The sequence below is a fragment of the Pseudomonas sp. LB3P81 genome, assembly GCF_054897965.1.
This window is the reverse complement of sequence record NZ_JBUBVG010000001.1, coordinates 618,800-632,006: the sequence shown is the minus strand read 5'-3', so window position 1 is coordinate 632,006 and position 13,207 is coordinate 618,800. Positions and strand designations below refer to the sequence as shown.

Genomic DNA, 13,207 nt, shown 5'->3' with positions numbered 1-13,207 from the left:
GTTGCTCCCTTAACCGCGTGGAGTCGCAGCAGCCAGTTTCACAACCGAACCCGGCGCGACCTTGGCAGGTGCGACTTGGGGCAGGTTGCTGGCTTCCAGCGCTTGTCGTTGTTGTGCGAGTGCCGCGAGGGTTTGCTCGCTGGCCATCGGGATCACTTCAGGGGTGACTGGCGAACCGGGACGTACCCGTTGCAGGCCCTTGACGATGATCGTGTCGTCCTTGTTCAGGCCGTTGCGCACAATGCGCAGACCTTCGATTTTCGGACCCAGCTCGACGGCGCGGTACGCAGTCTTGTTGTCCGCATCCATCACCAGCACGAATTTTTTACCCAGGTCAGTACCGACCGCTTCATCGTTGATCAGCACGGCGGAGTAGGTGCCGCTGCCGACCAGTTTCAGGCGGGCATACAGGCCAGGGGTGTAGGTGCCGTCGGTGTTGTCGAACACCGCGCGACCACGAATGGTGCCGGTTTTCGGGTTGACCTGGTTGTCGACGAAGTTCATCACGCCCTGGTGCGGGTTGCCGTCTTCGTTGGACAGCCCGAGGTAAACCGGGGTGGTGGCGCCGCGTTTGCCCTGGCGAGCGAGCTGGGTGTACTTGAGGAACACACGCTCGTCGGCGTCGAAGTAGGCGTAAACCTTGTCGGTGGAGACCACGCTGGTCAGCGCGGTGGTATCGGCGGTCACCAGGTTGCCGGCGGTGATTTCCGCACGGCTGACACGACCGCTGATTGGCGCGGTGACGCGGGTGAAACTCAGGTTCAGTTTTGCCAGGTCCAGTTGCGCCTGAAGAGCGCCGACAGCGGCGCGGGCTTCTTGTGCAGCGCTGGTGCGCGAATCGGCCAGTTCAGCGGAAATCGCGTTGCTGGTGCGCAGACGTTCACCGCGCTGGGCTTCATTTTCGCTGCGGGTGGCATTGGCACGGGATTGGGCAACCAGCGCTTCGAGGCGGCGGACCTCAGCCTGGAAAGGGCGTGGGTCGATCTGGAACAGCAGGTCACCTTTCTTGACCAGCGCGCCTTCAGTGAAGGCAACGTCATCGATCTGGCCGGAGACCCGTGGACGAATTTCTACCGTTTCCGGCGCCTCAAGGCGCCCGGTGAATTCGTCCCACTCGTTGACCGGTTGTTCCAGCACCTTGGCGACACTGACTTTCGCCGCAGGCATGGTCGCGGCAGACTCCGGAGCCTTGCCGCAAGCGCTCATCACCAGCACGGCCAACATGGCCAAGGGGAAGCGCAAATGTTTGAGTGACTGTTCCATGGATGCATCCGCCAATGTATTGAGATGGGCGGATGATGCTTGGCGGGGTGGTATCGCACGAATCGAATGAAGCGAAGGTAACTATCATTCGGAATGATATAAGTTCAAAGCGAGCCCTCTAGCATGCACCTCAGGTTAGAAAGCGATCAACGTGTTTGACGGTAATTCTGTGTTGCGGGGAATGCAAAGGATTGGGTTGAAACCGAGTCGCGGCATTCGCGGGCAAGCCCGCTCCCACAGGAGTACTCGATTCACTGTGGGAGCGGGCTTGCCCGCGAAGGGGCTATCAGCCCCAACAAAAAATCAAGATCAGGTCAGACTGTCCGGATCCCCAAAGAACATCTGAATCCGCGACCGCAACCAGCGCTCACCGGGATCATTGTCCTGCGACCCACGCCACGCCATGTGCAACTCAAAGCTGCGCACCGGCAATGGCGGATCTTCAGCCCGCACGCCACCGGCTGCCGTCAGCGCTTCAGCCGTGTAATCCGGCACGGTGGCGACAATATCAGTGCCGCTGATCAGCGTACTCAGCCCATTGAACTGCGGCACCGCGAGCACCACATGGCGTTTGCGTCCGAGCTTCTCCAGTTCTTCATCTATAAAGCCGCTCAGGTCGCCGGCAAACGACACCAGTGCATGAGGGCGCGCGCAGAAGTCGTCGAGGCTCAACGGCCCCGGCACGGTATCGGCGCGCAACACCTTCGGCAGGCTGCGGCGTAGCACCTTGCGCTTGGCGTTGGCCGGCAGGTCGGCGGTGTAGCTGACGCCGATTGAAATCTCTCCCGAGGCCAGCAGGCTCGGCATCAGGATGTAGTTGGCCCGCCGCACCACCAGCACAATCCCCGGTGATTCGGCGCGCAGGCGCTTGAGCAGCATCGGCAGCAACGCGAACTCGACATCGTCCGACAGACCAATGCGAAACACCGCGGTGCTGGTCGCCGGATCGAATTCCGCCGCACGGCTGACGGCGGTGGAAATCGAGTCCAGGGCAGGCGAGAGCAGGGCGAAGATCTCCACGGCCCGGGCGGACGGCTCCATGCTGCGGCCGGTGCGCACGAACAACGGGTCATCGAACAGCCCGCGCAGGCGCGAGAGTGCCGCACTGATGGCGGGCTGGCCGAGGAATAATTTCTCCGCAGCGCGGGTCACACTGCGTTCGTGCATCAATGTTTCGAACACGATCAACAGGTTCAGGTCGACACGACGCAGGTCATTACGATTCATCTGGAGTCCTGGCAGAGTCATCAAGCTTGACGAGAGCGGCCATTTGAGAACAATGGCCGGCATGAATATTACGGGCAAAGACTGCTACTCTGCACCGAGTAATTCAGTTTTCCTACAAAGGCTGCTTCGGTTTCTTACGACATTAGGAGATGTCGCCGGCGCTGCGGAATCAATGACAGGCATGTCGACTATTAATAGCCACTGATAGTCTTGGGTAGAAAGCCCAGATAGAGTTCAGGGCATTAGAGGTTTCTTTGACGAGGTTTGCGATGTCCCGCACGATCCGTTTTCACAAGTTTGGTCCAGCCGAGGTGCTCAAATGCGAAGAGCATGCGGCCGCTCTCCCTGCGCCGGGCGAAGTGCAGGTGCGCGTCGAGGCGATTGGCATCAGTTGGTACGACATTCTCTGGCGCCAGAACCTGGCCTCGTCCCACGCTCGTCTGCCTTCAGGCCTCGGCCATGAAATGTCTGGCGTCGTGACGGCGGTCGGCGAGGGCGTCGATGATCTGGCAGTGGGTGACAAGGTCGCCAGTTTCCCGGCTGAAAGCCCGAACGACTATCCGGTCTATGGCGAGCAGATCGTTTTGCCACGCTCGGCACTGACCCGCTATCCGGACGTGCTGAGTCCGATTGAAGCAGCGGTGCATTACACGCCGCTATTGATTGCTTACTTTGCCTATGCCGATCTGGCACGGGTCAAGCCTGGGCAGTTTGCCTTGGTGACTGACGCCAGCCACTGCGCCGGGCCTTCGTTCGTGCAACTGGGCAAAGCCTTGGGTGTACGGGTGATTGCCGCTACCAAGACAGCGGAAGAGCGTGAATACCTGCTGTCACTGGGTGCCGAGAAGGTCATCGTCACCGAAGAAGAAGATCTGCTGATGCGGATCAACAAGATCACCGACAACCGTGGTGTGGACGTGGTGTTCGATGGCTTGGGCGGCCCACAGATGTCGCTGCTCGGCGACGTGTTGGCACCGCGCGGCAGCCTGGTTCTGTATGGCCTGCAGGGTGGCAACCAGACGCCGTTCCCGGCCTGCGCAGCGTTCCAGAAGAACATTCAGTTCTTTGTGCACTGCATCGGCAACTTCACCGGCAAGCCGGAACTGGGCATCGTTCAGGACCAGGTCGCACTGCAACGTGCCTTGCGCGACATCAATCAACTGACCGCCGATCGCGTTCTGCTGCCGCTCAAGACTCGGGTCTTCCCGTTTTCCGAGTTTGTCGAAGCACACCGCTACATGGACGAATGCCCATGCCGCGAACGGGTCGCCCTGCAGGTCGAACCTGCGTAACAGCCCATGAAAAAGTCCGTGCAGGCACGTAATGCTGTTCACTTAAGAGAGTCTTGAATCAGAGAAACCTGTGGCGAGGGAGCTTGCTCCCGCTTGAGTGCGTAGCACTCACAAAGTCGGCAATGGTTGTCAGATTTTTGGGGCCGCTACGCAACCCAGCGCGAGCAAGCTCGCTCGCCACAAAGGTATGCACGACCCAAGAGCGCGCTTAAGTGAACAGCATTACGTGCCTGCACGGACTTTTTTATTGCCTTCTGAAAACATGAGACGTCCCTGCCGATGGGGGGGCAGTTCAGCAACTGAACTGGTTTTTGCTCTCGATCTGTATCTTCTAATCGCCATTTAAGCCCTGATAATTGAATGATTACTTTCATCTCAAGGAAAGAGTCATGGCTGGGTATCGGTTTGATACTTTTCAACGCACATCGTTAATATTTTCCCGACAAACCGTTGTTCATTTCGCAGTTGCCAAACAATCCTGTGCGACTTCTTTCTTTATTTCTTGTGCTAAATGTCTGTGGGACTCTGTCGGACATTTCCTAGGATATATCGCGCAGCCCCGGAGCTCCGGTATTACGGGGCTTTGCGGCGAGCTGCCTTTGGTCACGATGCTCGCACTGTCCAGGCATTTCAAATAACTACGCAAAGCTTAAGTGCTAGCATTTGGCAATAACGCCCAGCACTTCATGTGTGGCAGGCAATCTGTTTGCGCACTGCATATCGTTGTTTGCGCATATTGAACTTACAAGCATCAGGTAAATTAAGATGACCCGTATCCATGATCAGGCGATGAATTATGTCTATCAGCAAATGCTGCAACGTTTACTGAGTTTCTTTTCCCGGGCCGAACGCACGGCATTGCAGCTGATGATTCAGCGGTTGGTGGTCACCGCCGGTGGTATGGAGTGCATTGGCGATTACAAGGTGCTGGCCATCCAGTCCGGGTCCCGGGACAGTTGCTACACCTTGGCGCTGCTGCGCGCCGCGCAGCTGAGTATTGCCGGCAGGGCACCTGCCACGTTCCAGTTGCGCGTAGCTTCATTGCGCATGAACGGCCTCAGTTCGTCGGCTCAAGACAACATTCATCGCACCGGCAGTGCTTTGTTCCTCTACGACGATCCCAGGGTCGAAGTGCTGATGGTCGATAATCGGGAGGTTTTGCCGTTCAGGCACCTGGCGCCGATTTCGGAGGCGGGCCGCGAAGCCAATCGACTCAATCTGCTGATGGTGGGGCATCGTCGGACCTTGGAAGGGTCGATCGATCTGTGGGACGACGGATATCTGGCCACTGGCGAGTTCGTTGGACAAATTGCCCGGTGGAACAGCGGCGTCGATGCATTGATCAGCAGCGATACGCTGCGTCAGCAGAAACAGTTTATCGAGGGCTTGAAGCGGGCCGCCGCGAAGGCCGGGCTCAAGACGTCGAATCATCCCGGAACAGGCTTTGAAGAGCTGTTTGCAGTGCTCGATGAACTCGGCAGCGATTGTTACCGCACGTTTTATGCCGGGCATGACCAGGCGCAATGGCGTCCGGCCGAACAGTTTGAAGCCTGCCGTCGCACCACGTTCATCGACATTCACGACATGCTGGTCAGCAACCGGGAAGAGCGATGGCCGCTGCTCACCGAGTTTCTGGGCTTTCAACCTGACGAACTCTCGGCACAGCTCAGCGACAACGAATTCGTCACCCCGTCGATCTCTGCCCATGTCCGGGGGTTGCAAGCGTGCTTCGTGCACGGTCACAGCTATGAGTCGGGTGTCGCCGAATACTTGCAGCGAGCCTTGGTGATGATGCGTCGCAAGCGACTACCGGAGCGTCTGTGCGAACAAGCCGTGGAGGCCTTTGGCAACCCGACGGGGGTGTCCGATCAGCGCGCACTGGCAGCGGCGGAGGCGCAGAAAAACCTCGGGTTGAACGAGGCGCAGTTGGTGTGCCTGCTCTTCGCGCCTTTTGTCGAAAACGGTGCCCGGCTTGAGCGTTTTCTGCGTCAGTGCCACCCGGGCATGCTGGTCGCGATGCCTGACTTGCACCGGGCGATGCAGGGCAATCCGGTGCCGGAACAGATTGCCCAATGGATGGTTGATGTCAGCGGGCTGCCCGTCAGCCTGATCGGCAAGCTGTACCGCATGGGGCCGGTGCCTGGCGTCGAGGGCAGGGTGACTGACGGGGAATCCGACGGCGCGGACTATGATCACGATGCTGCGGTGGCGGGTGAATGGTCAGCGGGACATTGAAAGGACCTCGCGAGACCGACTTTGCCTATCAGGCGGTGTACCGATACTTGACCCACCTGATCAACGAGCCGGTCAGCGACGCGAGTGTGCGCTTGCCATCGTTACGCCAGTTGGCTAACCGTCTGAGCGTGTCGATCTCGACCATTCAGTACGCTTATTCGCTGCTGGAGAAAGAAGGGCGTGTCTATTCGGTGGCCAAGTCCGGCTATTACGCGTTGCCGGTGTCCTCGATCAATATGCCCGGCAGTGGCAACGACCTGCTCGAAACCGTCTATGTCAGTGCACGGCGGCCGGGCATGCTGGTCCTCAGCGCTGATGAGCCGGCGTTGCTGCAGCCCCTCGACAGTCCGTTGTTGCTGCTGGAGCGCGAACTGCTGCGCCAGTACCCGCGTCAACCACAACTGCCTTCACAACCTTGCGGCGAGCTCGAACTTCGCACCGCCCTCGCGGCACGTTACACCACGTCGCCGGTGCGCTGTTGGCATGCCGATGACGTCTATGTCGGCGCAGACTTGCGCGGTGTCCTGGAAATATTGATCGCCGTACTGGGTCTCAAGGAGGCCGCCGTGGTGGTCGAGTCGCCATGTGACTGGACGATTCTGCGCCTGCTTGAGGCGGCGGACGTTCAAGTGATCGAATGGTCGGTGCAAGCCAATGGCAGCCTGGACGCCGAGCGACTCAAGGAACTGCTGGAAACCCGGCCGGTGCGCCTGGTGATGCTGTCGTCGGGATTGAGCGCCCTGCGGGGCAGTCTGCCGCCCGACGACAATCGACAAGCCATTGCGCAGTTGCTGGAGCAGCATGGCAGTTGGGTGTTGGAAAACGACTGTTACGGTGAGCTCGAATTCGAGCCTGGCGGCTTGCGATTCCGTGACCTGCTCGACCCCGGCCGGCTGATCGTGTTCTCCACGTTCGAGAAAGTCATCGGTCCGGAAGCGCCCTACGGCTATCTGCTTTCGCGGCATTTCAGCGAGCAATTGCAGCGCCACTTTCTGCTACGCTCATTCCGCTTGTCGCCGATTCGCCAGAAAGCCATTGCCCGTTTGTACGGCAATGGCCGGATCGATCAGCATCTTCAGGTGCTGCGCAGGTTGCTCAAGGATCGCAAGGTGCACATGACGCAGATATTGCAGGAGCGTCTGGGTGACGCGCTGCATGTCGTCGAGCCTCAAGGCGGGGCGACGATCTGGGCACGCTCACTGCGTCAGGTCGATATGCGTCGAGTGTTCCAGCGACTGCTCAAGCATCATGTGGTGATTGCGCCGGGGGAGTTGTTCAGTCTGCAGGGCCTGTACACGCAGCACTTGCGCCTGAGTCATGCTTTCGGCGGAGATCATGACATCGGTGCTGCATTGAGCCGGCTGGGGGATGCCTTGCGATTGGAGTCGATGGACTGAACGCGGTCGATAACATCCTCTGTGCCGGTGGATCGATCCCATCGCGTTGCGGTCAAACTGCCAGTAAACTGCGCCCCTATTCCTGAACCACTCTATTCCAGAGGTTTTGCATGACACTCAGTCCTTTTGCGGGCAAACCGGCACCGGCAGAATTGTTGGTCGACATCCCGCGACTGGTCACGGCCTATTACACCGGCCAGCCCGATGCCGCCATCTCCACCCAGCGCGTCGCTTTCGGCACGTCCGGGCACCGGGGCAGCTCGTTCGACCTGAGTTTCAACGAGTGGCACGTCCTGGCGATCAGCCAGGCAATCTGCCTGTACCGCGAAGCCCAGGGCATCGACGGGCCGCTGTTCGTCGGCATCGATACCCACGCGCTGTCTACTCCGGCTGGCGCCAGCGCCCTCGAAGTATTGGCGGCCAACGGCGTGACGGTCATGATTGCCGAAGGTGACGAATACACCCCGACACCGGCGATTTCCCACGCCATTCTCTGCTACAACCGCGGCCGCACGTCCGGGCTGGCGGACGGTATCGTCATCACGCCGTCCCACAACCCGCCGCAAAGCGGTGGCTATAAATACAACCCTACCAACGGTGGTCCGGCCGATACCCACATCACCAAGTGGATCGAAGCCAAGGCCAACGAACTGCTGGGCAACAAGCTCACCGGCGTCAAACGCATCAGCTACGAACAGGCGCTGAATGCCAGCACCACCCATCGTCATGATTTCCTCAACACCTATGTTGCCGACCTGATCAATGTGATCGACTTCGATGCCATTCGCGATGCCAAGCTGCGTCTGGGCGTTGATCCGCTGGGCGGAGCAGGGGTGCGCTACTGGTCGGCGATTGCCGAGCATTACAAGCTGGACCTGGAAGTGGTGAACAAGCAGGTCGATCCGACTTTCCGTTTCATGACGGTCGACTGGGATGGCCAGATCCGCATGGACCCGTCATCCAGTCACGCGATGCAAGGCCTGATCGGCCTGAAAGAGCGCTTTGACGTGGCGTTCGCCTGCGATCCGGATCACGACCGCCATGGCATCGTGACCCCGTCGGGAGGGTTGCTGGCACCGAACAGTTACCTGGCGGTATCGATCGACTACCTGTTCCAGAACCGTCCGCAATGGCGCGCCGATGCGGCCGTGGGCAAAACCGTGGTCAGCAGCGGCTTGATCGATCGTGTGGCCAAGCGTTTGGGCCGTCGTCTGTACGAAGTGCCGGTCGGTTTCAAATGGTTTGCGGACGGTCTGTTCGACGGCTCGCTGGGCTTCGGCGGCGAAGAAAGCGCCGGCGCGTCGTTCCTGCGCAAGGACGGCGGTGTCTGGAGTACTGACAAGGACGGTTTAATCCCGGCGCTGCTGGCTGCAGAAATGACCGCTCGTACCGGTCGTGACCCAAGCCAGGCTTACCGCGCGTTGACCGACGAACTGGGCGAACCGTTCTCGGTGCGGGTCGATGCCAAGGCCAATCCGCAACAGAAAGCGCTGCTGAGCAAGTTGTCGCCGGAGCAGGTCACCTCGACCCAACTGGCGGGCGAAGCGATCCAGAGCATCCTCAGCCATGCGCCGGGCAACGACCAGGCCATCGGCGGGCTGAAAGTCATGACCGAGAACGGCTGGTTCGCGGCGCGTCCGTCGGGCACGGAGGACATCTACAAGATTTACGCCGAGAGTTTCGTTAGTGACGAACATCTGAAACAGTTGGTGGCAGAGGCTCAAACCCTCGTGGATGGCGCAATTTCTGCGAAGTGATCGAGGGCCCTGTGGCGGGGGAGCAAGCTCCCTCGCCACAATTAACAGCATGCAAAAAAGGGGCGACCATCAAGGTTCGCCCCTTTTGCATATCCGGCGTTTACAACATCAAGCCAGGTCTACCAAGACAATCTCACTGTCCTCAACCGCCGTCACCCGCAACACCTGCTCATCGACCACCGCTACACCGTCTCGAGCTTGTGCACGCAACCCATTGACTTCAATGACACCCGTCGCCGGCACCAGGTAAGCACGACGGCCGTTGTCCAGCCGATACTCGGCAGACTCGCCGGCCTTCAGGTTCGCCGCCACCAGTCGCGCATCTGCACGAATCCGCAGGCTTTGGTCGTCGCCGCTCTTGCCGCTCGCCAGCGTCACGAAGCCTTCACGCTGACCTTTAGGGAACGGCTTGGCGCCCCACGACGGTGCCAGGCCGGTTTCGTTCGGGATGATCCAGATCTGGAAGATTTTGGTTTCGGTGGCTTCCAGGTTGTACTCACTGTGGGCAATCCCGGTGCCGGCGCTCATGACCTGAACGTCGCCCGCTTCGGTGCGGCCCCTGTTGCCAAGGTTGTCTTCGTGGGTAATCGCGCCTTCACGAACGTAAGTGATGATCTCCATGTCCCGGTGTGGATGTTTCGGGAACCCGGTGCCTGAGGCAATCACATCGTCGTTCCACACCCGCAGGTTGCCCCAGTTCATGCGTTTGGGGTCGTGGTACTCGGCGAACGAAAAGTGGTGATGGGCATCCAACCAGCCATGGTGGGCGCCGCCCAGGGAGTTGAAAGGTCTGAGTTCGAGCATGATCGTCTCCTGAAATGGGTTTTGATGGCGAGCATCATCCATCAGGCACTGATCGATAAAAAGCGTAAAAAATGCCTCAATACCATCGAATACATTGATATCAAATAACCTCGAAACATTCTCACCCAGCCTTCACTTCATCGCATAAGCCAATGATCTGTAAGCATTTCACTAGAACTGAACGGCAAATGCAGACACCATAGCCCTCAACAGCCTCACACCCTGGAGTCAGCCCGCGTGCCGCAACACACCCCCGATCTTCCTCCTGAACTTCGTCCCTTGGCCGAGATGCCGCTGCTCAAGCGTCTTGCAGCCCGGTTCTTCGGCCATGGCCTGACCCGGCTGCGCGCGCAACACCGTGCGTCATGGCTGCATGGTCAGGCCGATGGCTTCCGTAGTGGCCACAGCGCGGGCGTGGATTATGGCTATAAGGAAGGCAAGCTCGAAGGGTTGGAGGAAGGTCGGCAGGTGTTGCTGATCCGCGATTCGCGCTCGACCGAACACCGCCCACCCAACGTCGACGACAACCTGTTCGATGATTGGCGCCTGCCATTGAGTGCCGACTTGAAAAAGCGCATGAAGGCCGACGTCGCCCGGCTGCTGCCACCCCATGCCCAACCCAGTGCTGCGCAGTGGAAGATGATCTTCAGCGACACGCCATCGACCTCGGTTATCGCCGGCGCGGGTGCGGGCAAGTCCACCACCCTGGTGCTGCGTATATTGCTGCTGACCCACTATCTGGGCTTCGAGCTCGATTCGATGACCGTGGTTACGTTTACACGTGAGTCGCGCAAGGACTTCATCAATAAGCTGATCGAGCTGTTTGCGCTCTGGGGCCGGACACTCAGCTTGAAAGAAGCGCGGGATCTGGTACGCACCTTCCACTCACGAATCCTGCCAATGGTGCGCAGCCTACCGGGCTTCGAAAGGCTGCAAGCCTTCGAAAACCTCAGTCACCGCTCACAAAATGGCGATGAGGAAGCCGACAGCAATCCGTTCGACTTGCGTATCAATGACGCCCAACGTCAGCAACTCAATGCCTGTTATCACAGCCTGCACACCCGCGATGAACGTTTCCGCGAGCTGATCAAGCCATTATCCCGCCATGCCTTGCAGCTAAAGGAACTGGAAAGGGATCACCCGGACGTGCAAAAGCGCATGGCCGTGACCGAACTGGCCGCCAAGCGTGATGAAGAGCTGTGCGATTTCATCGAAGATCTGTGGTTTCGCGCCGGTGCCTGGCCGATCAAGGGTATCGAGCCCAATCGTCAGTCGTTTGATATCAATGGATCGACCTTTCACTGCCATGGCTATATTCCGAGCCTCGATGCGTGGGTGGTGCTGGGATTCGATCCGCGGGAAAACCAGGTCAGTCGCGCAAATGCCAAGCTCAGCGTTCGCGCGGAGTGGGCTGTAAAGCGAACACTGTTTCAAGCTTTCTGTCGTAAGCCATTGATATGGATAGATAGTTATGAATCATCCAAACGGGTTTTGGCCTCACTGGCAGGGGATGCCAGCGCCGGGCCGGGGTTCGATTACAAGGTCAAAGGCGAACTTGGTTCCGCGCCGTTGCTCGACTGTTTCGTCGCGGCGGCCGGGTTTATCGAGAACCTGGGTCTGGATGTTCCAGGCGCGGTTGGCCAGATGAGTTTTGCCAAGGACGACCCGGACCGTTTTTTCTTCGAAGCCCTGAGCCTTTACTGGCGTGCTCTGGAAGATCATCTGCTGGATCAGAAGCCGCCAGTGATGACCTACAACCGCATGTTTGCCTTGTTCAGCGAGCACTCGCCGGAAAACCAGAAACTGCTGAGTGATGAATTGCTGCGACCGCTGTCGCACTTGATGATCGACGAATTTCAGGACGTATCACCGCAGATCGTCTCCTGGATTCGGGCCAGTCTGGCCGAAATTCGCAGTCGCGGCCCGGCCATGCACGTCGGTCGCGGCGCCCAGCGTTCGTCGCTGCTCTGCGTGGGCGATGACTGGCAGTCCATTTATGGATGGCGCGGCAGTTCGCCAACGTATTTCATGGAGTTCAACAAGGAATTCCCGTCGCCGAGCACCACCAAAGTCATGCTCAGTGACAACTATCGCAGCCATCAGCACATCATCGATGCGGCGGAACACATCGTCCGCGCTGCGCCGGCCATCGCCGGGAAAAAGGCCAAGGCCAGCGGCGAGCCCAAATCGCTGCTTCCGGTCAATGTGCTGGATCGGGACGATCAGGGCATGGCCAAACGCCTGATGGAGCACTACAGAAAGGGTGATTCAATCTTGATGCTTTATCGAAAAGGCAGCGATAAGTCGTTGATAGAAGAGCATATTCAGTCTGTAGTTAATGTGGATTCTAGCTTGCCGTACGAAAGCCGGCGGCTGAAGCAATTGACCTACCACAGCGCCAAAGGCCTTCAGGCTGATGCCGTATTCCTGCTGGGGGATTGTCAACACCTGACCAGTTCGCCTTACAAGAATCAGGTCTACCGCATGGCCGGTCTCGGCAAGCCTGGCGACAACGAGGCTTATGACAACTCACAGAAAGACGAAATCTTGCGGCTGGCGTATGTCGGCATCACGCGGGCGGTGAGCCATTGCTACTGGTATGTCGACGGTCAGGACACTCAGGCGGCGAACATGCCCAAGGCTTCCGACCGGGTTGGCAAGGGCAAGGCGTTTTTTGCCGATCATCGTGCAGGCAAGACATCGGCGTAAGCCTTGAAAGATCGCAGCCTCGTTTCACTCGACAGCTCCTACAGGTATCCGCAATCCCTTGTAGGAGCTGTCGAGTGAAACGAGGCTGCGATCTTTTCATCACAAAAAAAGCCCACAAAATGTGGGCTTTTTATTGCAAATGCGCTTCAACCTTCAGGCATAACTCCTGAGGGTCGCCGGTGGAATGAAGGACTCAAGCTCATCCTCCACCGCTTCGATTATTCGTTCCACATCCGCGGCATTCATGACCGTTGCGCACGGAATACCGGCAATGGCGATCATGGTCTCGCCACTGGCGCGGTCAAACAGACGGGCGATCATGCTGCCCGGTGCGTCCATGCTCGCCTCAAAACCCATGGGATGAAAATGCCAGCGCATCAGCTGGCAGGCATTTGGAAAGGTGACCTTACTGAACCCTTTATTCATATGTTGCCCGCCTTTTTCATCGAGCGCTTCCGTTAGCTCATGTTAGGAGGGAGAGCCTTCATTGGCTCAACCGGTGACTGCCCTTAAAAGTAGCATC

9 protein-coding genes are annotated in these 13,207 nt (G+C 58.6%); 5 read left to right on the top strand and 4 right to left on the bottom strand.

What is annotated here, in order from left to right:
- Positions 1 to 9: 9 nt before the first annotated feature.
- Together mexE and ACYZTL_RS02880 are read right to left on the bottom strand one after the other, a co-directional pair.
- Positions 10 to 1,263, bottom strand: coding sequence for a multidrug efflux RND transporter periplasmic adaptor subunit MexE (gene mexE / locus ACYZTL_RS02885; protein WP_461950500.1), 1,254 nt, complete (start codon positions 1,261 to 1,263; stop codon positions 10 to 12).
- A gap of 309 nt (positions 1,264 to 1,572) precedes the next feature.
- Positions 1,573 to 2,490, bottom strand: coding sequence for a LysR family transcriptional regulator (locus ACYZTL_RS02880; protein ID WP_461950499.1), 918 nt, complete (start codon positions 2,488 to 2,490; stop codon positions 1,573 to 1,575).
- A 269-nt stretch (positions 2,491 to 2,759) separates the two neighbouring features.
- Between ACYZTL_RS02880 and ACYZTL_RS02875 the strand changes: the two genes are divergently transcribed.
- The 4 genes from ACYZTL_RS02875 to pgm all read left to right on the top strand — a co-directional run bounded on the left by ACYZTL_RS02875 (position 2,760) and on the right by pgm (position 9,171).
- Positions 2,760 to 3,782, top strand: a complete 1,023-nt coding sequence (locus ACYZTL_RS02875) for a zinc-dependent alcohol dehydrogenase family protein (RefSeq protein WP_461950498.1) — start codon at positions 2,760 to 2,762, stop codon at positions 3,780 to 3,782.
- 765 nt (positions 3,783 to 4,547) lie between these two features.
- Positions 4,548 to 6,017, top strand: a complete 1,470-nt coding sequence (locus tag ACYZTL_RS02870; protein ID WP_461950497.1) for a hypothetical protein — start codon at positions 4,548 to 4,550, stop codon at positions 6,015 to 6,017.
- Positions 6,014 to 7,414 carry an aminotransferase-like domain-containing protein gene (locus tag ACYZTL_RS02865; protein WP_461954241.1) on the top strand — a complete coding sequence of 467 codons (1,401 nt, stop codon included), beginning with the start codon at positions 6,014 to 6,016 and terminating at the stop codon, positions 7,412 to 7,414. Before ACYZTL_RS02870 ends, ACYZTL_RS02865 begins: the two co-directional genes overlap by 4 nt.
- 110 nt (positions 7,415 to 7,524) lie before the next feature.
- Positions 7,525 to 9,171, top strand: a complete 1,647-nt coding sequence (gene pgm / locus ACYZTL_RS02860) for a phosphoglucomutase (alpha-D-glucose-1,6-bisphosphate-dependent) (protein WP_461950496.1) — start codon at positions 7,525 to 7,527, stop codon at positions 9,169 to 9,171.
- 108 nt (positions 9,172 to 9,279) lie between these two features.
- Here the strand turns inward: pgm and ACYZTL_RS02855 are convergent, their stop codons facing one another.
- Entirely contained in the window at positions 9,280 to 9,975 is a 696-nt protein-coding gene (locus tag ACYZTL_RS02855; RefSeq protein WP_461950495.1) for a pirin family protein, read from the bottom strand.
- Between the two features lie 237 nt (positions 9,976 to 10,212).
- Here ACYZTL_RS02855 and ACYZTL_RS02850 point away from each other — a divergent pair, with 237 nt between their 5' ends.
- Positions 10,213 to 12,684: a UvrD-helicase domain-containing protein gene (locus ACYZTL_RS02850; protein ID WP_461950494.1), complete on the top strand. Its 2,472-nt coding sequence runs from the start codon at positions 10,213 to 10,215 to the stop codon at positions 12,682 to 12,684.
- Between the two features lie 153 nt (positions 12,685 to 12,837).
- Here ACYZTL_RS02850 and ACYZTL_RS02845 read toward each other — a convergent pair whose 3' ends face one another.
- The gene (locus tag ACYZTL_RS02845; RefSeq protein WP_461950493.1) at positions 12,838 to 13,110 is read right to left on the bottom strand and encodes a DUF1652 domain-containing protein; all 273 of its coding nucleotides are present in this window, start codon (positions 13,108 to 13,110) and stop codon (positions 12,838 to 12,840) included.
- Between the last annotated feature and the right edge of the window lie 97 nt (positions 13,111 to 13,207).